We start from the raw sequence: 20,215 nt of genomic DNA, 5'->3' as shown, positions 1-20,215 counted from the left end.
GCCGCTTCGCCGCGCGCCCGCCGTTCCTACGGTGGGTCCATGACCAACGCCCCTGCCAGCGACGTGATCGAGAAGGCCGTCCTGCTCGCCGGACGAGCACCGTCGCTGCACAACAGCCAGCCGTGGCGGTGGGTGTTCGACGGCACGGAGCTGCACCTGCACACGGTCCGCGAGCGCATGCTCACGGTGACGGACGCGTCGGGGCGCCAGATGATCCTCGGCTGCGGTATCGCGCTGGGGCATCTGCGCGCCGCCATGGCCGCCGCGGGCTGGCGCACGATCGTGGACCGGTTTCCGAACCCGAACGACCACGAACACCTTGCCACCGTCCGGTTCGCCCGGGCTCGCGTCGTCACCGACGGCGACCGTGACCGCGCCGACGCGATCGTCCGGCGGCACACCGACCGCGCGCCGTTCGCCGCGCCGCCCGGCTGGGACACCTTCGAGACGATCCTGCGCACCACGTTCGATCCCGCCGACGCCACCCTCGATACGATTTCCGACGACTACCGCCCCGCACTCGCGCACGCCTCCGAACTCACCGCGGCACTGCGCCGCTACGACTCCGGGTATCACGCCGAATTGCAGTGGTGGACAGGACATGTCGTCGGGCGAGCCGGGGTCCCCCGGGAGGCGCTCGTCCCCTCCGAGCGGCGTAACCGGGTTCCGGTGGCACGCAGACTTCCGTCCGGCACCGCCGCGCCCTCCCCGGACGAGCCGGAGACCGACCGGTCGACGATCCTGCTGCTGTCCACCGACGACGATTCGGCCGGGTGCCTGCTGTCCTGCGGCGAGGTGCTGTCCGCGGTCCTGCTCGAGTGCACCCTCGCGGGGTACGCGACCTGCCCGCTGACCCACCTCACCGAGGTACCCCGGGCCCGCGCCGTCGTCGCGGGAATCGTCGGCCGAAAAACGTTGCCGCAGGTCCTGATTCGAGTGGGCGCGGCGCGCGCGTCCGACGACCGAACGGAGCCCACGCCGAGGCTGCCCCTCGCCGAGATACTCGAAGTGCCCGAAGGCATACAGCCGTAGGCGATTCGTGCGAGTTGCTTGCCTCAGTCCGGTATGAGCAACACCGGAACCGTGGCGTCGGCGACCGTCCTTCGCACCGTCTCCGCGCGGCCGGGCAACAGATTCCGCGACCAGCCCAGAATGATAAGGTCTGCTTGTTCGGCGGCGACGTCCACGACGTTCTCGCCCGGGTGGCCGCTGCGCAGGGTCACGGCCGGCGCCGGGCCCGGGAAGTGCGGGCTGCAATACCTGGCCAGGAACTCGTCCTCCCACGCCTCCCGCGCGTGGGCGGCCTGGTCCCAATAGGCCGGGACGGTGCCGCGGTCGAAGACGTGCAGCACGATGATCACCACCCCGGCCGCGCGGAACAGCCGCACGGTTTCCGCGACCGCGTGGACCGCCTCGTCGCTGCCGTCCAGCGGCACCAGCACCCTGGTGATCGGGCCCGGCCGAACCCGCGCCGGTACCAGGACGACAGGCGTTGTCGCCCGTTGCAGAATTCGCCAGCCGCCCCCGTCGAGTTCGACGACGCCCGCGGTGACGTCCGCACCGGCGAGCGCGCGCAGGAAGTCGTCGTCGGAGACGTTATGTGGCACTGCGCGGACCTCCGCCCGGAGCACTGCGGACATCGCGTGCGCCACCTGGAGCGCCGTCTCCGAGGGGCGCACGAGGATCCCTTTCATGAGCTGCCCCTTTCCGTCGTGGACCAGCGGGAACCGCCCGGTATCACGGTCGGCGCCCGGCCGTCGACCGCGCACACGACGGGCCCGTCCGCCTCGACCGCGATGCGGCCGGGGGTGACGTCGAGGCGGATTCGCCGGCCCAGGCACCGGAACGCCAGCCGCAACCGGCGCCACCGGGCGGGCAGGACGGGACGCACCGACAGCACTCCGTCGCGCACCACGACTCCCGCGAATCCGGTGAGGATCGCCTGCCAGACACCGCCGAGGGTGGCCATGTGCAGCCCGGACGCCGTGGTGGCCGTGCGGTCGTCGAGATCGAGCCGCAGAGCGATGTCGAGCATGCGCAGCGCGTCCTCGGGACGACCGGCACGCGCCAGCAGACCGGCCGTGATCGCGGGCGACAGCGACGACCCGTGGGTGGTGCGCGGCCCGTAGAAGTCCAGGTTCACCGGCAGCGAGCCGGGCAGCACCTCGTCCGGGACGAGATGGTGCAACATCAGCACATCGGGCTGTTTGATCAACTGCGAACCGGCGACCCGGGCACGGCCGAGCAGGATATCGGCGGCGACCGGCGGGCTCGCGATGCCGCCCACCGTCAGCGGCTCGAGGTCGAAGTATCCGGTGAACTGCTCGTAGCGGCCGTCGGCGCGCGACTGGTCCACGACCCGGTCCGCCAAGCTCCGCCATAACGCGAATTCGACTGTCTCATCCGGGTTTTCGGGCGCGAGACGGGAGGCGAGGCGCAAATTCCAGCGGGCCATGACATTGGTGAACGCATTGTCGTCCACGCCTTCGTGGTACTCGTCCGGGCCGATGACATCGTCGATGTGGGCCCGCCCGCCCGCGTCCAGCCGCACCCTCGACGCCCAGTATCGAGCGGTCTCGGTGAGCAGTGCACGGCCGGATGTGCTGCGGAACACCGCGTTTCCGGTCCACTCGGCGTAACGATCGACGGCCCAAGCGATGTCGGCGGTGATGTGCTCTTCCTGCGCACCGGTCCGAATAGGCACGGCGGTGCCGCCGAGGTATCCGGCGCGGGGCGTGACATCGCCACCGTCCGCCGCGGATTCCCACGGGAACCGGGCGCCGCGACGGCCCTCCGCACGTGCCCGCTGCCGCGCTGCCGGCAGGCGATTGATCCGGTAGGCGATCATCGCGGCCGCCGCCCGCGGATCGATACTCACCACGGCGGGAAGGACGAAAACGTCGGTGTCCCAGAAGATATGGCCGCGGTAGCCCGGGCCGGAGATGCCCCGAGCGCCGACCGCGGACTCGCCGTGGGCGTCCGCGTTACACCACAGCTGAAACAGCGCGAACCGGACCGCGAGTTCGGTGCCGGGGTCGCCGGAGATCTCGATGCCGACGTCGGCCCACCGTGCGGCCCAGGCTCGCCGATGTGAGGTCAACAGGTCGTCGATCCCGGCCGTCCAGGCGCCCTGCACCATTCGCAGCACCCGCCCGGCGCCTGGGCCCTCGTCCCGGTCGATGGCACAGGCCGCCACGCGGTCCAGGCCCTCGCCCGCCACGCTCTGCGCCGCGGCGGCCGTGATCGCGGCGGAGGCAGAACTCACCCGCAGACACGCGGTGTCCGTCGTGGCGCCGATGGCCGGCACGGGGATTTCGGTAACCCGCGCCTCGGATTTGGCAGCCGGAGCACGCAACGGCGGCCCCGGCACTATCCGCGCCCGCGTCCGGACACGCATCGCGAACACACCTGGACGGTCGGCACAGGCGAAGCGCAGGCTGTGAAAGTCGCTGTCCTGCACCGCTTGCGTGCGATAGAGGACGCCGCCGTAGAGGTCGAGCGTGTACTCCGCGGCCGCCGGCGCGGGATCGATGCCGGTCCGGGTCCACACCGGTCCCTCGAGCAGATGCTGCTCCGAGCCGTCACCGGCATAGGCGCCGGCGGCCAGCACTCCCGCCACCGAACCGTCCCGTTCTTCCGGTAGTCCCCGCGTGGCGAATCCACCCGCGCCCACCGTGAACACGGAGGCATCCGACACCCGGTGCCGGCCGGGGTCCTCCCGGATGGCCCACCGCGGATCGGCTCCTGCGGCGGCGCGGGGCCCAGGTATCGGCGCGATCCCTACATCGGCATCTGCATCGGCGGCAGGATCCCGCACATCTGCAGGCACATCATCAGCATGTGCAGCACCCCCATCGGCTCGGACATCGTCATCCCGATTCATCTCCTCGAATTCCGTTCCCATCCCTCGCCGGTCGTTCCGTGATCGACGATCCGACGATGCGCGCCGCTCGGCCAGGGTCGGAGGTCCCGAGCCGGCGAGCCGTGCCCTGTCAACCATTGCCACTCGAACAGAGGAGGAAAGCCCGTACCGGCCACGGCGCACCGTCACCGACACTGGCGAAGGGGTGATTCGGATCGCGGGGAGGTGTTCGATGCCCTCGACGGTGCGGCCGACCGAGCAGGTGCGGCCGACCGAGCATCTGGACCTTCTGCTGCGCGATCTGCGCAGTTCCCGGGACGGCCTCTCCGCGCGCGAGGCACGACGACGGCTCGTCCATGTCGGGCCGAACATGTTGCGCCGCCGCGGAAGACGGCAGTGGCCGCGCCAGTTGCTCCGTCAGTTCACGCACCCGCTGGCGTTGCTCCTCTGGGCAGCGGCCGGGCTGGCCTTCGCGGTGGGTATCGCCCCGATCGCCGTGGCGATCGTCTCGGTGATCGTGCTCAACGCGGCCTTCGCGTTCGTTCAGGAGCGCCACGCCGAGCACGCGGTCGAGGCCCTGGCCGCGTTCATTCCGCTGCGCGCAAAGGTATTTCGCGACCGGCAGCGGCAGTCCATCGATGCCACCGAACTGGTGCCCGGCGACGTGCTGGTGGTGACCGAAGGCGACCGCATCTCCGCGGACGCGCGGCTACTGGACGGCGATATCGAGGTCGACATGTCGGCGCTCACGGGCGAATCGGCGCCGGTGTCCCGGGCCGCCGAACTGCTCGATATCGATGTCCCGCTGCTGCAGGCCCGCGACGTGATCTTCAGCGGCACCGTCTGCACCGGCGGCGAGGCGACCGCGGTCGTCTACGCCACCGGGATGCGCACCGAGCTGGGGCGCATCGCGTCGCTGTCCGAGCGGGTGCGGCCGGAGGAGAGCCCGCTGGAGCGTCAGGTGCGGCGCGTCGCCTGGCTGATCGCGGGAATCTCGGTGCTGCTGGGCGCGGCGTTCATCCCGATCGCTGTACTCGGCGCCGGACTGTCGTTCCTGAACGCCGTGATCTTCGCGGTCGGGCTGCTGGTGGGGAACGTGCCGGAGGGGCTGCTGCCCGTGATCACCCTGGCGCTCGCGATCGGCGTCCGGCGCCTCGCGCAACGCGGAGCGGTGGTCAAGCGGCTGTCGGCAGTCGAGACGCTGGGCTCCACCGACGTCATCTGCACCGACAAGACCGGAACCCTCACCGAGAACCGGATGCGAGTCACCGCGATCGACACCAGTGGCGGCACCGCCGACCCGTCGGACGAATCCGCCACGGCCGCACTCGCTCCCGCCCTGGTGAGCAGGCTGTCGACGGCGATGAATGCGTGCAGCAATGCGCATCGCACCACATCCGGCGACCTCATCGGCGATGCCACCGACGTCGCGGTGTCCGCCGCCGCGGCCACGGTGGGCGCCGTCACCGAGGTGACCAGGGTGCGCCAGTTCACCTTCGACTCCGTCCGCAAACGGATGTCCACCGTCGACCGGTCCGGAGTATCCACCGCGATCCATGTCAAAGGGGCGCCGGAATCGATCCTGCCGCGATGTACCGCGGAACTCGCGCCGGACGGGCGGCCCACGCCGCTGACCGCCGAACGTCGCGCGGAGCTGGAGAAGCTGATCGACGACCGCGCCGACGCCGGCTTCCGGGTGCTCGCCATTGCCGACCGGCCCCTCAGCGAGTTCGAACCGATTCCGGGCACGGCGCCGGAGGCGGAGTCCGCGCTGACGCTGCTCGGTCTGGTGAGCATCGTCGACCCGCCACGCGCCGAGGTGGCGGAGGCCGTCACCCGATGCCGCACCGCCGGGATCCGCATCATCGTGATCACCGGCGACCATGGTCGCACCGCCGCAGCGGTCGCCCGGCAGGTCGGCATCGTGCGCGCCGAGCCGGTCATCGTCACCGGTGCCGAGCTGGACCGGATGAACGAGGACGCGCTCGACCGGCTCCTCGACACCACCGGCGAGCTGATCTTCGCCCGCGCCTCCCCCGAGGCGAAGTTGCGCATCGCCGACGCGCTGCGCGCCGGCGGGCACGTGGTGGCGATGACCGGTGACGGCGCCAACGATGCCCCCGCCCTGCGCAGCGCCGATATCGGAATCGCCATGGGCCGCAGCGGAACCGATGTCGCCCGGGAAGCGTCGACCATGGTGCTCACCGATGACAACTTCGCCACGCTCGCCGCCGCGGTGGCCGCCGGACGCCGCAGCTACGACAACATTCGCAAGTTCATCTTCTACATCTTCGCCCACGCCACTCCCGAGGTATTACCGTTCCTCGTGTTCGCCCTGTCCGGCGGGACGGTCCCGCTCCCTCTCACGGTGCCGCTGCTGCTGGCATTCGATGTCGGCACCGAGACCCTTCCCGCACTCGCCCTGGGCCGCGAACGCGCCGAGCCCGGCATCATGCGGCGGCCACCGCGACCGCGGCACGAGGCGGTGATCCGAGGCCCGATGCTGGTGCGTGCGTGGCTGTTTCTCGGCGTGCTCTGTGCGGTCCTCGCCCTCGGCGGATTCTTCGCCGTCCTGCTCGCCGCCGGGTGGCATCCCGGGGATGCCACCGACGCCGGTACTCCCCTGCACCACGCCTACCGACAGGCGATCACGGTGATGTTCGCCGGTATGGTCGCCGGTCAGATCGGCACCGCGTTCGCCGCGCGCACCGACCGCGCCGCGCTCCGCTCGATCGGGGCGTTCAGCAACCCGATGCTGTTGTGGGGCATCGCATTCGAACTCGTCCTGACCGCATTCATCAGCTACTTCCCACCGCTGCAGTACGTCCTGGGCACCGCGGCCCTGGCGCCGTGGATGGTGGCCCTGGTGCTCCCGTTCCCCGTCGTGGTCTGGGGCGCGGACGAACTGCGCCGCTGGGCGGTCCGCCGTCGCACCCTGTGAACGGTCGGGCCGATCGCCTCGCCCATGCGGGACCGAAGACCGTACCGACGGCGAGCCGGCGGATCCAGACTCGACTCATGACGATCGGGAAACACTCCACCGTGTCCGCACCGGACCGGCAGACGCTGCTCACGGCCGTACGGCTGGCACAGCGTGCGCCGTCGGTTCACAATACGCAGCCGTGGCACTGGCGGTTCGACGGCACCCGCCTGCGCCTGTATGCCGATCCGGACCGCCTGCTGCCGGCCACCGATCCGCACGGCCGTCAGCAGATCATCAGCTGCGGCGCCGTGCTCCATCACGCGCGCACCGCGTTCGCCGCGTACGGCTGGCGCACCGACACGATCCGGCAGCCGGAGCCCGACCGGCCCGCCTACCTGGCGGTAATCGATTTTCGGCCGTGGCCCGATCCGCCCGCCGGCATCGCGGCACGCGCCCGCGCGATCGGCCAGCGCTACAGCGATCGGCTGCCGATGCGCGAGCCCCGCGGCTGGAACCGGCTCCTGCCCGAACTGCGAAAGCTCGCGTCGCCGCACGAGATATCCCTGGACGTACTCACCGGTGACGCGCGGGCCCGGCTGGCCGCGTTGTCGGTGCGAGCCGCGACCGCCCGCAGCGACGATCCCATGTATCAGATCGAACTGAACTGGTGGGCAGGACATCCCGACACCCCTGAGGGCGTCCCGCCCACGGCCCTGGTGTCGGACGCCGAGGCCGCTCGCGTCGATGTCGGGCGCGCGTTTCCGTCCGCGCCGCATTCCGAGCGGCGGCCGTCGACCGACGACCACAGCGAATACGTGGTGTTGAGCTCGTACGGCGATTCCGTGCCGCGGTGGTTGCATACCGGCGAGGCTCTCTCGGCGGTACTGCTGGAAGCGACCGTCGCCGGACTGCATACGTGCGCGCTCACCCATATCACCGAGTTGCCCGCCGGGCGCCGCGCCGTCGCCAACCTGGTCCCCCTTCCCGCGACACCCCAAGCCCTCCTCCGAATCGGCACCACGCCGGCCGACGAGCCCGCCCCGCCGACGACACCCCGCCGACCGCTCACCGACGTCGTGACCATCGAACACGGCTGAGCGGTCCGGCCGCCAGCGTCCTCGTTGTCACGAATTGTGCTGTCCGGCAGCGTTTTCCGTCGAGCGGCGCACAACCACGATCGGGCATTCCACCGATTGCACCAGTGCGCCGCTGGTCGAGCCGAGCAGCATTCCGGCGAATCCGCCACGCCCGTGGCTGCCGACCACCAGCAGCTGCGCCCGCTCCGACTCCTCCAGCAGCGAGCGGACGGGCCGGTCACACACCAGGACTCGGCGCACCGGCACGTCCGGGTAGCGCTCGGAGTATCCGGCCAGTTCCTCGGCGAATACCGCGTCCTCGGTCTCTCGGATGGTGTCCCAGCCGGTGATCGATACGTCCAGGCCCGCGCTCACGTCGGTCCACGCGTGCAGCGCGACGAGCCCCACCTTGCGCCGCGACGCCTCGTCGAAGGCGAATTCGAGAGCGGGCACACTGTTGTCGCTGCCGTCCACACCGACCAGCACCGGCTCGGCCACCGAGACCGAATCCGTCGCCGATGTCGAATGCACGACCGCGACCGGACAGTGCGCGTGCCGGGTCACCGCCGTGCTCACCGAACCCAGCAGCCCGCGCCGCAACGCGCCCAGGCCGCGGCTGCCGACCACCAGCGTCCTGACGTGCCGCGAACGCTCCACCAGCACCGGGATGATCGGCTCCGTCACCACTTCGGTGCGGATCGTCAGCGCGGTGCCGGGCACCGCGGCGCGTGCGACCCGCGTCGCCTCCGTCAGCATGCGTTCGGCGTCGGCATGCAACCACGTGAAGTCGCCCTCACCGAGGATCGGCACCGGCCCGAATCCGACCGGAAGCGAGACGGATGTGATCAGGTGCAGGTCACAGCCGTGCAGTGCGGCGTCGACGGCGGCCCAGGCGCCGGCGTGATAGGACACCGCCGACCCGTCGATCGCCGCGAGGACCGGCGGGTTCGGCGCGGTGGCCGGTGTCTGCGGGTGGTCGGTCATGGCATCCTCCTCGGATTGCGTGTGCTCGCTAGGTGTCTTGCCCGATCGGACGGGCGATCTGCCGCCACTCCCGCGTCCAGCAGCGGCGATGCCGGCGCTGGAGCAGCCAGGAGATCAACAGCACCACCGCTCCCACCGCGGCCCAGGTCTCCACCAGCGTGCCGGCGCCGAGTCCGGCGGCCCGCCAGACGGCGGCACTCGCCGGCAGCGGCGGACCCGCCGGGCGTCCGTCCGGGCCGAGCCACAACGGCATTCGATCCCCCGGGTGCGCCTTCCGTCCGACCCCGACGGTGGCCTGACCCGATGTGCCGTTGTCACTCCACCGCACCGTGGATTCGAACTTCTCGTCGTAGGCCCCGTTGGCGTGCGAGGACGAGACGAGCACCGGGTCATCGACGATCACGGCCGTCACCTCGGTCTTCCGGGCGTTCGCAGCGGCGATCTCGGCCACGGCCGGGTCGTAGCGCGCGGTGCCTATGGCCCCGCACACCGGTATCGCGGCCAGCGCCACGACGATCGCCAGGATGCGCACGGCGCCCTCCACTCGATCCGACAGCCGCATCATCGGATTGGCAGCCCACGGCGCCGTCCGCCAAACCCGCAGTGCCGTCGACGGATACCGTGTCATCTCATCCCTCTTCCGCTCGGTGTCCCGTGGAATCGAGCATTGCGCCCCGAACCCCTCGCCGTGACCGGCCGAAGGTCACCGGTGGCCGGGCCGTCCGGCAACGATCCCGGGCCCGGGCGCGAGTTCGGGGCCCGAGACCTTCCACCCGGGGACTTTCGGCAGCGTCGCCTCCCCTTGCCGGTTCCTAGCGTTGGCGCTATCCGATGACGGTCCCGGGACCGCCGTGACGAAAGGAATTCGCGATGACTCGCGCGAACATCGACGACCCACACCATCTGGCCTCGGCGCCCGTGGTGGTCGGGGTCGACGGGTCCACGGCCGCCGCATCGGCTCTCACCTGGGCGGCAGAGGTGGCTTTGCAACGCGGCCGTGAACTGCGCATCGTGCACGGGCTCGACCTCGACGGCATGCGAAAGGTTTTCGGCCGCTACGACGTGTGGGTGCCACCGGTGCTCGAATCCGTTCGAACCCAGGGCGCCGTACTCGTCGAGCGGGCGCAACGCCGGATTGAGCTGGCGGCACCCGGCGCCCCGGTCTCGACCGAGGTCACCGACGAAAGCCCGGCGGAGATCCTGCTGCGCCACAGTGCCGCGGCGTACCTCGTGGTCCTCGGCGAGGCCGGGACGAACACGCTGCCGGCACACCTGGGTTCGATACTGTCGTCGGTCACCAGTCACGCCGAGGGCGCTGTCGTCGTGGTGCGCACGGACCCGGACGCCGATGACCGTTTACGCACCGAGGGCCCGGTGGTCGTCGGCGTCGATGGCAGCCCCGTCAGCGAGGCGGCGCTGGCGGCGGCGTTCGACGAGGCCTCCCAGCGTGATACCGAACTGGTCGCGGTGCATGCGTGGACCGATATGGCGTTCGGGCAGTTCGCCGGCGACCCCTACCTGTTGTTCCCGGTGAACGATATCGAGACCGACGAGCGAGCGGCGCTGGCCGAACGACTGGCGGGGTGGCAGGAGAAGTATCCGGACGTCACGGTCCGCCGCGACGTCTGCCTATCCGATCCCGCGACCGCCCTGCAGCGCTGGTCGGCATCGGCGCAGCTGGTGGTCGTGGGCAGCCGGGGCCGCGCCGGGTTCCGCAGCCTGCTGCTGGGCTCCACCTCGAATGCGCTTGTGCAGCACGCGCATTGCCCGGTGATGGTCGTCCACCCGCCGAAATAGGACGCCGGATGGAGGCGACGCCGCGCGATGAGCCCTTCGCGGTCCTGCACGAGACCCATTCGGCGGTCGTCCTGCTGTGCGGTGACCGCGCGTACAAGATGAAGAAGCCCGTGGTCACCGATTTTCTCGATTTCGGTTCCCTCGAACGCCGCGAACACGCCTGCGCGCGAGAACTCGAACTCAATCGGCGGCTGGCACCCGATGCCTATCTCGGCGTCGGCCGGCTCACCGACCCGTCCGGGGGCCCCGGCGAACCGGTCCTGGTGATGCGCAGGATGCCCGGCGCGGCCCGGCTGTCCGCGGTGCTCGCGGGGCCCGGGGCGACCGGAAACACGTTGTCGGCGTTGGTCGGTATGCTCACCCGATTCCACGACGGCGCTCGCCGCGGCCCCGAGATCGACCGTGCCGCCACGGCGGACGCGGTGCGGGCGCGGTGGGCCGCGCTACTGCGCGGTCTCACCGATCCGCCGGTCCCGGCCGAGCGCGCGCATCGCATCGACCGGCTCGCCACCCGGTATCTCGACGGCCGTACGACATTGTTCGACAGCCGGATCGCGACGCACCGCATCGTGGACGGGCACGGCGATCTGCACGCCGGCGACATCTACGTGCTGCCCGACGGGTTTCGCGTGCTGGACTGCCTCGACTTCGACGACGAACTGCGCCACGTCGACCGGCTGGACGATATCGCCTTCCTGGCGATGGATCTCGAATTCCTCGGCCATCCCGACCTCGCCGACTCCCTGATGGACCAATACGTCACCGCGACAGCCGATCCGGCACCGTCGTCGCTGCGCCACCACTACCTCGCCTATCGTGCCACGGTGCGCGCGAAGGTGAACTGCATCCGCCACCGGCAGGGCGCCCCCGACGCTGCGGAGCACGCCACCCGTCACCTCGACCTCGCGATACACCATCTGACGGCCGGCGCGGTACGCATGGCGCTCGTGGGCGGGCTGCCGGGGACCGGCAAATCGACAGTGGCACAAGCACTCGCGCACCGCACGGGCGCGACCGTTCTCTCCACCGACCACATTCGGGCCGGGCAACGCACGCAGGGCACGCTGACCGGCGCGAGCGGCGCCTACAGCAGGGGCGCCTACAGCCCGCAGGCCCGCGCCCAGGTGTACGCGGCGCTACGCGCCGAAGCCCGCGCCCTCCTCGAGGGCGGCCACTCGGTAGTCCTCGATGCCAGCTGGACCGACGCCGACGAACGCCGCCGCGTCACGAACCTGGCCACCGGCACCGCCGCGGACATGATCGAATTATGCTGCACAGCACCACTTTCGGTGACCTCCAGCCGGATCGCCGCCAGATCCGGCGGCGAATCCGAGGCGACGCCCGCCATCGCCTCGGCCATGGCGGCCGACCGGGCGCCGTGGGACAGCGCACTGCCCCTCGACACCACCCAGCCACTCACGGAAACGATCCACACCGCCATGCGGGCCTGGCAACGATCCTCCGATCACACACCGTAGGGGGACCGCATCCGTCCTCCGTGCGTCGCGGGTGTCGGGCGATAGTGCTTGCCGGTTGCGTGGCTTTAGCCCCTCGACACCGTCGCGACCGAGGCGCACCCTCGTCGCAGAGAGGGAGGCCGCCATGGAGTATCGAGTGAACGTCTGCGAGACCGTGCCGCAGGCGGTACTGCGGATGCCCCGCGAGGTCCGGCAGGGTCGGCTCGGTGAGGATGTCGCCGAGGGAATGCGCGACCTGATGGCGACAGTCCAGCGAGCGGGCCTGACCTCCATCGGCGCACCCTCCCTCACCTTCCTCGAGGAAGGGCCCGCGCACGAGACGACGGTCGTGGATTTCCGTGTGCCCGTGGAGCCCGCGCCGATGCTCAGCCTGCGGTCCGGGGCGGAGGTGGTCGTCTGTGCCGGTGATCTGGTCGCGCGGACCTCGCACCGGGGCGGCTACGGGGGCCTGCCCGATGCCTACCGGGCCCTGCGGGAATGGATGACGGAAAGCGGGTACCGCGCGTCCGGACCGCCGTCGGAGGTGTACCTGGTGGGTCCGGACGAGGTAACCGAACCCCGCCGGTTGATCACCGAACTCCGCATTCCCGTGCTGCCGCCACCCGCCATCGGCGTATATGTCCGGCAACGGTTCGCCGAAACGCTGGAGCGAGTACGAGAGACGCTGCGACAGCGGGGTTTCAGCGCCCTGGGCGAGATCGATATGCACGCGGTCTCGCGGCGGGCGGACGTCGAACAGTACCTGATCCTGTGCCTCTACCATCCCGCACTCGCTTCCCGGGCGATCGCGTCCGATCCCCCGGCCGGACTGCTGCTGCCCTGCACCGTCGTCGTGCGCGCGACCGACGGCGGCACACGCGTCGAGGCCGGCGACCCGATGCTGTACGCGCGAGCGACCGGCCAGGAGGCTCTGCAACCGATCGCCGGTGAAATACATCGGCTGCTCACCGCCGCCCTCGATGCCGTGCGCGCAGACGCAGGACGGGAACGACCGAAGTCGCACGGGACGGCGGCGAAAGGCCCTGCCGAGGAGTACGCGGCCGACGGACCGTAGGCATATGACATCCGGCAACTCGGGCCGCACCGAACACACGGTGCTGGTCACCTACGCCTCCGTCCGCGGATCCACCGGCGAGATCGCCCGGTTCCTCGGAGATCGACTGCGCCACAAGGGACTGCACGTGCGCGTCGCTCCGGTCTCGGAGAATATCGATCCCCTGCTGTTCGAGGCGGTGATCCTGGGCAGCGCCATCCACAACGGCGCTTTCCTGCCCGAATTCACCGCGTACACCGACCGCCACGGCGTCGCATTGCGGCTGCGGCCGGCCTTCCTGTTCAGCGTCGGGATGGGCCCCGCATTACGCGGCCCGCTCGGTTTCCCGCTCCGGAATCTCACGCCACCCGCCGTCGCCCGAGTGCGACAGCGCATGTGCGCCCTGCGTTTCCAGCCTTTCGCGGGCGTCTTCCAACGACCCGACGCCATCGGCACCCGAGTCGTCATGTGGCTGCTCGGCTGCCGAATCGGCGATCTGCGCGACTGGGCCGCGATCGCGGCCTGGGCCGACGGCATCGCCGACTGGATCGACGTGGAACTGCCGCTCGCCCGTCCGCCCGCCGTGCCCGATCCCGCCGGGCCCAACGCCGTGGCGACGCGGGACCTTGGCCCGTAGCCGCGCCGTCCCGCGCCGCGCGAGGCTGATACCGCACGACGGACCAGCGATCGGAGCCGTGATGAGCGACTATGTCGAGGATCTGCGAGAGTTGCGCGCGGCCGATGCCGACCGCGCCGGGGGCAAGGGAGCCAATCTGGGCGAACTCGTCGGGGCGCACCTGCCGGTTCCGCCGGGATTCGTGGTGTTGCGCTCGGCGTATCGGGCCATGATCGAGCGCGGGCCCCACGGCGCGGAACTGGACGCGCTGCACGAGCAGGCGTTGCGGGCAGCCATAGCCGAACAGGCGGGAGAGCCGCCCGTGGACGAGCTGTGCCGCCGCATGCGGGAACTCGTCCTGGACACCAAACTCGACGGCCCGGTGCGGGACGCGACCGTGGAGTCCTACCACCGGCTGGGCGACCAGCACCCGGTCGCGGTCCGCTCGTCCGCGATCGGCGAGGACAGCGCCACCGCGTCGTTCGCGGGAATGAACCTCTCACGCACCAACGTCCGCGGCGACGACACCATCATCGACGCCGTAATCGCGTGCTGGGCATCCCTTTTCACCCCCAGGGTACTGACCTATCGCGCCCGCCGGGGCATGCGTCAGCGGCCCGAGATGGCGGTGGTCGTGCAGCGTATGGTCGACGCCCGCCGATCCGGCGTCGTCTTCACCGCCGACCCCGCCACCGGCCGCCGTGACCGCATGGTCATCGACGCGGCCCGCGGACAGGGCGAAGTGGTGGTCTCCGGCGCCGTCGAACCGGACACCTACCTGGTCGATCCCGCCGGCCCCATGCTGATCGAAACCCGCTCGGGCCGGCAGAGTTTCGCGATCGTCGGCGGGCCCGACGGCGATCGCCGCGTCGAGGTCTCGGAAACCGATACGCCGGTACTCTCCGGCGACCAAGTACTCGCTGTCGCGCGGCTCGCGCTCGACGTGCAGCGCCACTACGACAACCGGCCCCAGGACGTCGAGTGGGCCTTCGACGATCGGCAGCTGTGGCTCGTGCAGGCACGGCCGATCACCATGCTGCCCGACGAACCCACGGCACCATCCGCCGCCGAGCCGGCGTCCGACGCAACCGTGCTGCTGCGCGGCCTCGCCGCCGCGCCGGGGCGGGCGAGCGGCGTGGTCCGGGTGCTGCGCTCCCCCGCCGAGGGCGGCGCCCTCCGGCCCGGTGAGATCCTGGTGGCGCCGATGACCACTCCGGACTGGCTCCCCACGATCTCGCGAGCCGCCGCGCTGATCACCGACAGCGGGGGCATGACCTGTCACGCGGCGATCGTCGCCCGCGAACTCGGCGTGCCGTGCGTCGTCGGAACCCGCACCGCGACCACCGTCCTGCACGACGGTCAGCGGATCGCCGTCGACGGTTCCCGCGGCGAGATCCGGGCCGATACCGGCGCGGCCACCTCCGGTCGCTCGGTCGTCGAGCGTGAATACTCCGGTGCCGCACAGCCTTCACCGGCGACGGAGCCCACGGCCACCCGCGTCTACGTCAACCTCGCGATCCCGGAGGTCGCCGAACGCGTGGCCGCCACCGATGCCGACGGCGTCGGCCTGCTGCGGGCGGAGACGCTGCTCGTGCAGGCGCTCGGCGGTCGTCACCCGCGCGACCTCATAGCCCGCGGGGAAGAGCACATGTTCGTCGAGGAACTGTCGTCGGCCCTGCTCCGGATCACCACGCCGTTCGCGCCCCGGCCGGTCGTCTATCGCGCAACAGACCTGCGCAGCAACGAATTCCGCGCGCTCGCCGGCGGCGACCGGTACGAGCCGGACGAGCACAACCCGATGATCGGTTACCGCGGCTGCTACCGCTACGTCCGCGATCCCGAGCTGTTCCGTCTCGAACTCACCGCCCTCGCCCGGGTCCGCGAGCGGACACCCGAACTCCATCTGATGATCCCCTTCGTCCGCACCCGCTGGGAACTCGAGGCGTGCCTGGAACTGATCGACGCGAGCCCGCTCGGTTCCCATCGCGGACTGCACCGCTGGGTGATGGCGGAAGTGCCGTCGGTGGTGCACTGGCTGCCCGAGTACGTGGGGCTGGGCATCGACGGCGTCTCCATCGGCAGCAACGACCTCACTCAGCTGATGCTCGGGGTGGATCGTGACTCCGAGCAGTGCGCCGAGATCTTCGACGAAACCGACCCCGCGGTACTCGAAGCCATCCGGCAGATCGTCACCACCGCCCGCCGGCTGGGTATCACCTCCTCGCTCTGCGGGCAGGCACCCTCCACCCGGCCGGGATTCGCCGAACACCTTGTGCGCATGGGCATCACGTCGATCTCGGTCACGCCCGACGCACTGCCGTCGACCCGTCGCGCAGTCGCCGCGGCCGAGCGGCGAATCCTGCTCGACCGTGCGGTGAACGATTCGCCGGCGGCCGCGCCGAACGGCCGGAAGTAGAGGTAGCCGCACACCGCCGGCCGCGTAAACTGATCTCCGCCCGCGAGGATTCCGAAGAGTGGTCCCGAGGGTTGGCACTTCACTGTGCTCGAGGAGAACCCTTGCCAGTGCGCGACGATTCCGGACAAGAGAACCGGGCGGCCGGTGCGCCGCATCCGGAGACTCACGCTGTGCGGCAGACGTTGTCCCACCTGCGGCTACGCGAACTACTGACCGAGGTCCGCGACCGCATCGAGCAGATCATCGACGTCCGCGACCGGATCGACGGCCTGGTCGAGGCGATGCTCGGCGTCACCGCCGGACTCGACCTCGATCAGACTCTGACCACGATCGTGCACACCGCCACCAGCCTGGTCGACGCCCGCTACGGGGCGCTCGGCGTGCGCGGCCACGATCACCGTCACCTGGCACAGTTCATCTACGAGGGCATCGACGAGGCCACCCGCCAGCAGATCGGCGATCTCCCGGAAGGCCACGGGGTGCTCGGCCTGCTGCTCAGCCAGCCCGAACCCATCCGGCTCGCGGACCTGGCCGCCCACCCCGCCTCGGTGGGATTCCCGCCCAACCATCCGCCGATGCGCACGTTCCTCGGGGTCCCCGTCCGGATCCGGGACGAGGTGTTCGGCAACCTGTACCTGACCGAGAAGGCCGACGGCCAACTGTTCACCGAGGACGACGAGCTGATCGTGCAGGCCCTGGCCGCCGCGGCCGGAATCGCCGTCGACAATGCCCACCTGTACGAATCGGCCCGCGCGCGGCAGGCGTGGATCGAGGCGATGCGCGATCTCACCACCGAATTCCTCGCCGGCACCGACGCCGACGAGGTGCTCGCGCATTTCGTCGAGCGGAGCCGCCGCCTGACGCGCTCGGAGTCCGTATTCCTCGCGGCCGCCGCCGATCCGGAAGTACCCGCCGAGGCCACCGTCGAGCTGGTCGTCGCGCAGTCGTCGGGCGCGCCCGAGGGGTATACCGGCCGCCGGCTGGCACTCGAGGGCAGCACCGTCGGCAAGGCCTTCGCCCTACGCCGCCCGTTGCGGATGGACACCGCGCTGGGCACCGACCTGGCATCCATGTTTCCGGCGACCGGTCCCGCGCTGGTGCTGCCGCTCCATGCGCAGGACGCCGCCCTGGGCGTGCTGGTCACGCTGCGGTCCACTGACGCGGCGCCCTACGACGACGAAATAATGGAGCTGGCCGCGGCATTCACCGATCAGGCGGCCCTGGCGATGCGCCTCGCCGACACGCAGCAGCGCATGCGTGAACTCGACGTGCTCACCGACCGGGACCGCATCGCGCGGGATCTGCACGATCACGTCATCCAGCGACTGTTCGCGATCGGACTGTCCTTGCAGGGCAAGGTGCCGCGGACGAAGGTCCCGGAGGTGCGGACGTGGCTGACGGATGCCGTCGGCGACCTGCAAGACGTGATCCAGGAGATTCGCACCTCGATCTTCGATCTACACGGCGGAGACGGCACTGTCACACGACTACGCCAGCGCCTCGAAGAGGCCGTCGCCCAGCAGACCGCCGACACCGGCATCCGCACGTCGCTGCGGGTGTCCGGACCACTGTCCGTGGTCGACGCCGAACTGGCCGATCACATCGAAGCCGTTGTGCGAGAGGGGGTCAGCAACGCGGTACGGCATTCCGGCGCGGATACCGTCGAGATCGAGATCAGGGTCGCCGACGACGTCACCGTGACCGTCGTCGACAACGGTCACGGTATCCCCGACGACATCACCCCCAGCGGCCTGGCCAATCTCGCCCAGCGTGCCGCGCAGTCGGGCGGACGTTTCGAGGTGTCCCTGGGCGACATCCCCACCGCGCGGTCCGCTCGATCCGGCGCACGGCGCGGGACCCGGCTGGTGTGGTCGGTACCCATTCGCTGACCGTCACAGCGACCGCACGACCTCCTCGAGCGGCCTGCGCGGCGACACCGGCACCGGATCGCCACTGGGGGCCACCCAGCCGATCCGGATGATCAGCTGCGGGCAGCCGCTGTCATCGAGTACGTCGGTGCGAATCCGATCACGAGTGCCGTGCACCTCCAGTGGTTCGCTCAGCGGGCACGACGCCAATCCGAAGGCCGTCGCCGTCACCAGAACCGCGCCCGCCGCTTCCCCGGCCCGCACTCGCGAGACGCGGTCGTCGCCGGTGGTACTCAGCACCAGCATGCGGTCCGTCGCATCGATGTCCCGGACAGCCGTTTGGGGCAGACCGGGGTTGGAGAACGGCCGTACCGTCGCGTCGGCCGAGGCGACGGCACTGCGCGCGAGTACACCTTCCGCGGTCGCATGGCGGCCGCTCCACTGCGCCAGCTCCGCACCGTAGGCGAAATCGCGGGCATGGACCCACGCCGATTGTTCGAAGGCTCGCAGCAGGTGCGCACGCCGCTCGTCGTCCACCACGTCGAACACCACCGTGCCGTGCGCGGCGCCCGCGGCGGTCATCGCCGCGATGTACGCGGCGGGGACCTCCCAGGACGTGTAGCGGCGGCGATCGCTCCGCCGTGCGGTCACGGCTCGCGCCTGCCGTTCCGCCTCCGAATTCACTGCCCCAGGCCGGAACTCGATGGCCGCGAGATGCTCGGGTTGCGCCGGATCGGGCAGACGATGGATCACCGTCTCCCATCCGGACGCCCGAGCCGCGACTTGCAGATGGTGCAGCGCCGCCCCGCAGCTGAGCAGCAGGTCCCGCTGATCCGGGTCGGTGTGCGGCAGATGACGGCCGGTGTCGGCATACAGGTGCACCGTGGTGTCGCCGACACGCCACAGCCACGGCTGGCTGTTGTGCACCGACGGTGCCCGGACGGCGAGCGACAGCATCGATCGGAGGGTGTCCGGATCTGGGCAGGATGTGGACATCGCGCGGTCCTCGGTATCGTTCGGTGACGCACGGTCAGCGTTGTCGGTCTGTTCCCTCAGCATTCGCCCTCCCGTCGACCACGGTGACGGCCGAAAGTCATCCGTCGCAAGGCCCTCCGACCGCGATCGTCGGCCCGCCGAGACGGGACCGCGTACTCTGCCGCAACCTCGGCGAATCCCGGACAGTGAGCCCATGACGATCACGAACCATATGCGGCGCATCGGCTTTCGGCAGACGTGGCCGGCGATGACCTCGGGACGGTGGCGGTGTGGCCGTGACCTTCGACCCTCCCGGCGGCCCGGTATCCGGCGTGGGATCGATGGCGAGGAGGTACGGCAATGACACACGATCCGGTCCTGGTGGCCTACGGTTCCACGCGTGGGGGAACCGCGGAGATCGCGCAGTGGATCGCGGCGGCGCTGCGGTCGGAAAACGTTGCGGCAGAGGCCCGATCCGCGCACGAGGTGGATTCCCTCGACGACTACTGCGCCGTCGTCATCGGTGGCGCGCTCTACGCCGGTCGCTGGCACCGCGACGCACGCCGGTTCGTCCGGCGATTCGCCCGGCAACTGCGGCAACGCCCGGTATGGGTATTCGGCAGCGGGCCTCTGGACGACTCCACGGAGACGCCGAATCCGCGACGCATCCCGGGCGCGGCCGGGGTGCGCAAGGCCGCAGACCGGGTCGCCGCTCGTGGCGACACGCTATTCGGTGGACGGCTGACACCGGACGCGCGCGGCTTCCCCGCCTCGGCGATGGCGAAGACCCGCGCCGGCGACTTCCGCAACAGACAGCGGGTTACCGTCTGGGCCACCGACATCGCCCACCAGCTCACGTATCAGACGCGGTGACGATCGCATACGCGTTGTGGCAGAAGCAGTCTCACGCAGAAGGAGCCAGGGCCGATGATGTGGTACGGCAACGGCATGAGTGGCTGGGGCTACGGCCTGATGGTCACAAACATGATCATCTTCTGGGTCGTCGTGATCACCGCCATCGTGGTGCTGGTCCGCTACCTGGGCGCCGCCTCGCCGCACCGGGACGGGCCGGGACCTCGCCGGGTATTGGCGAGCCGATACGCGCGCGGCGAGATCGACGAGGACGAGTACCGCCGCCGCCTGCGGACCCTCGAGGACACCGACGACTGAATGGGCCCAGGGGGTTC

Annotated in this window: 16 protein-coding genes; 11 read left to right on the top strand and 5 right to left on the bottom strand. The window is 70.5% G+C overall.

All coding sequences use genetic code 11. The features are described from left to right. Positions 1–39 precede the first annotated feature (39 nt). Positions 40–1,032 (top strand): Acg family FMN-binding oxidoreductase, encoded by a 993-nt coding sequence (locus tag ON41_RS37580; RefSeq protein WP_040754146.1) that lies wholly within the window; start codon positions 40–42, stop codon positions 1,030–1,032. Positions 1,033–1,055: 23 nt separating this feature from the next. Here the strand turns inward: ON41_RS37580 and ON41_RS37575 are convergent, their stop codons facing one another. Together ON41_RS37575 and ON41_RS39555 are read right to left on the bottom strand one after the other, a co-directional pair. Further along, positions 1,056–1,694 carry a universal stress protein gene (locus ON41_RS37575; RefSeq protein ID WP_040754144.1) on the bottom strand — a complete coding sequence of 213 codons (639 nt, stop codon included), beginning with the start codon at positions 1,692–1,694 and terminating at the stop codon, positions 1,056–1,058. Further along, positions 1,691–3,682, bottom strand: coding sequence for a glycosyl hydrolase family 65 domain-containing protein (locus ON41_RS39555; protein ID WP_157185789.1), 1,992 nt, complete (start codon positions 3,680–3,682; stop codon positions 1,691–1,693). The genes ON41_RS37575 and ON41_RS39555 overlap by 4 nt, the downstream gene beginning before the upstream one ends. Before the next feature lie 412 nt (positions 3,683–4,094). Between ON41_RS39555 and ON41_RS37565 the strand changes: the two genes are divergently transcribed. Next, entirely contained in the window at positions 4,095–6,803 is a 2,709-nt protein-coding gene (locus ON41_RS37565; RefSeq protein ID WP_040754142.1) for a cation-translocating P-type ATPase, read from the top strand. A 77-nt stretch (positions 6,804–6,880) separates the two neighbouring features. Further along, positions 6,881–7,882, top strand: coding sequence for an Acg family FMN-binding oxidoreductase (locus ON41_RS37560; protein ID WP_040754140.1), 1,002 nt, complete (start codon positions 6,881–6,883; stop codon positions 7,880–7,882). A 27-nt stretch (positions 7,883–7,909) separates the two neighbouring features. Here ON41_RS37560 and ON41_RS37555 read toward each other — a convergent pair whose 3' ends face one another. Continuing rightward, a complete protein-coding gene (locus ON41_RS37555; RefSeq protein ID WP_051163429.1) occupies positions 7,910–8,845 on the bottom strand; it encodes a universal stress protein in 936 nt (311 codons plus the stop codon). 28 nt (positions 8,846–8,873) lie between these two features. Next, positions 8,874–9,473: an Rv1733c family protein gene (locus tag ON41_RS39550; RefSeq protein WP_051163427.1), complete on the bottom strand. Its 600-nt coding sequence runs from the start codon at positions 9,471–9,473 to the stop codon at positions 8,874–8,876. 242 nt (positions 9,474–9,715) lie between these two features. Between ON41_RS39550 and ON41_RS37545 the strand changes: the two genes are divergently transcribed. The 6 genes from ON41_RS37545 to ON41_RS37520 all read left to right on the top strand — a co-directional run bounded on the left by ON41_RS37545 (position 9,716) and on the right by ON41_RS37520 (position 18,074). Next, positions 9,716–10,642: a universal stress protein gene (locus ON41_RS37545; RefSeq protein ID WP_040754138.1), complete on the top strand. Its 927-nt coding sequence runs from the start codon at positions 9,716–9,718 to the stop codon at positions 10,640–10,642. Positions 10,643–10,650: 8 nt separating this feature from the next. Further along, positions 10,651–12,120 (top strand): bifunctional aminoglycoside phosphotransferase/ATP-binding protein, encoded by a 1,470-nt coding sequence (locus ON41_RS37540; protein WP_040754137.1) that lies wholly within the window; start codon positions 10,651–10,653, stop codon positions 12,118–12,120. A gap of 124 nt (positions 12,121–12,244) precedes the next feature. After that, complete coding sequence (locus ON41_RS42825; protein ID WP_051163425.1) at positions 12,245–13,174, top strand: DUF302 domain-containing protein; 930 nt, start codon at positions 12,245–12,247, stop codon at positions 13,172–13,174. Between the two features lie 4 nt (positions 13,175–13,178). Further along, on the top strand, positions 13,179–13,790 hold the full coding sequence (locus tag ON41_RS37530) for a flavodoxin domain-containing protein (protein WP_063710018.1): 612 nt from the start codon (positions 13,179–13,181) through the stop codon (positions 13,788–13,790). A gap of 61 nt (positions 13,791–13,851) precedes the next feature. Further along, the gene (gene ppsA, locus ON41_RS37525; RefSeq protein WP_040754135.1) at positions 13,852–16,185 is read left to right on the top strand and encodes a phosphoenolpyruvate synthase; all 2,334 of its coding nucleotides are present in this window, start codon (positions 13,852–13,854) and stop codon (positions 16,183–16,185) included. Between the two features lie 170 nt (positions 16,186–16,355). Then, a complete protein-coding gene (locus ON41_RS37520) occupies positions 16,356–18,074 on the top strand; it encodes a GAF domain-containing sensor histidine kinase (RefSeq protein WP_040754415.1) in 1,719 nt (572 codons plus the stop codon). Positions 18,075–18,077: 3 nt separating this feature from the next. On the opposite strand, the gene ON41_RS37515 is transcribed toward ON41_RS37520, so the two are convergent. After that, positions 18,078–19,010, bottom strand: a complete 933-nt coding sequence (locus tag ON41_RS37515) for an Acg family FMN-binding oxidoreductase (RefSeq protein WP_246461642.1) — start codon at positions 19,008–19,010, stop codon at positions 18,078–18,080. Positions 19,011–19,388: 378 nt separating this feature from the next. On the opposite strand from ON41_RS37515, the gene ON41_RS37510 reads away from it, so the two are divergent. Together ON41_RS37510 and ON41_RS37505 are read left to right on the top strand one after the other, a co-directional pair. Next, complete coding sequence (locus tag ON41_RS37510; protein WP_040754134.1) at positions 19,389–19,901, top strand: flavodoxin domain-containing protein; 513 nt, start codon at positions 19,389–19,391, stop codon at positions 19,899–19,901. Between the two features lie 54 nt (positions 19,902–19,955). Further along, on the top strand, positions 19,956–20,198 hold the full coding sequence (locus tag ON41_RS37505) for an SHOCT domain-containing protein (RefSeq protein ID WP_040754133.1): 243 nt from the start codon (positions 19,956–19,958) through the stop codon (positions 20,196–20,198). Positions 20,199–20,215: the final 17 nt, after the last annotated feature.

Source organism: Nocardia transvalensis NBRC 15921 (genome assembly GCF_000308875.1).
In the GTDB taxonomy this organism is placed as follows: Bacteria; Actinomycetota; Actinomycetes; order Mycobacteriales; family Mycobacteriaceae; genus Nocardia; species Nocardia transvalensis.
Note: the sequence above shows the minus strand (reverse complement) of the source record. Positions and strands in the feature narration are given on the sequence as shown.

Excerpts from the sequence above, each read along its gene's own strand:
- ON41_RS37580 (WP_040754146.1), top strand. The coding sequence starts at position 40 with ATGACCAACGCCCCTGCCAGCGACGTGATCGAGAAGGCCGTCCTGCTC.
- ON41_RS37575 (WP_040754144.1), bottom strand. The coding sequence starts at position 1,694 with ATGAAAGGGATCCTCGTGCGCCCCTCGGAGACGGCGCTCCAGGTGGCG.
- ON41_RS37565 (WP_040754142.1), top strand. The coding sequence starts at position 4,095 with ATGCCCTCGACGGTGCGGCCGACCGAGCAGGTGCGGCCGACCGAGCAT.
- ON41_RS37560 (WP_040754140.1), top strand. The coding sequence starts at position 6,881 with ATGACGATCGGGAAACACTCCACCGTGTCCGCACCGGACCGGCAGACG.
- ON41_RS37555 (WP_051163429.1), bottom strand. The coding sequence starts at position 8,845 with ATGACCGACCACCCGCAGACACCGGCCACCGCGCCGAACCCGCCGGTC.
- ON41_RS39550 (WP_051163427.1), bottom strand. The coding sequence starts at position 9,473 with ATGACACGGTATCCGTCGACGGCACTGCGGGTTTGGCGGACGGCGCCG.
- ON41_RS37545 (WP_040754138.1), top strand. The coding sequence starts at position 9,716 with ATGACTCGCGCGAACATCGACGACCCACACCATCTGGCCTCGGCGCCC.
- ON41_RS37540 (WP_040754137.1), top strand. The coding sequence starts at position 10,651 with ATGGAGGCGACGCCGCGCGATGAGCCCTTCGCGGTCCTGCACGAGACC.
- ON41_RS42825 (WP_051163425.1), top strand. The coding sequence starts at position 12,245 with ATGGAGTATCGAGTGAACGTCTGCGAGACCGTGCCGCAGGCGGTACTG.
- ON41_RS37530 (WP_063710018.1), top strand. The coding sequence starts at position 13,179 with ATGACATCCGGCAACTCGGGCCGCACCGAACACACGGTGCTGGTCACC.
- ppsA (WP_040754135.1), top strand. The coding sequence starts at position 13,852 with ATGAGCGACTATGTCGAGGATCTGCGAGAGTTGCGCGCGGCCGATGCC.
- ON41_RS37515 (WP_246461642.1), bottom strand. The coding sequence starts at position 19,010 with ATGCTGTCGCTCGCCGTCCGGGCACCGTCGGTGCACAACAGCCAGCCG.
- ON41_RS37510 (WP_040754134.1), top strand. The coding sequence starts at position 19,389 with ATGACACACGATCCGGTCCTGGTGGCCTACGGTTCCACGCGTGGGGGA.
- ON41_RS37505 (WP_040754133.1), top strand. The coding sequence starts at position 19,956 with ATGATGTGGTACGGCAACGGCATGAGTGGCTGGGGCTACGGCCTGATG.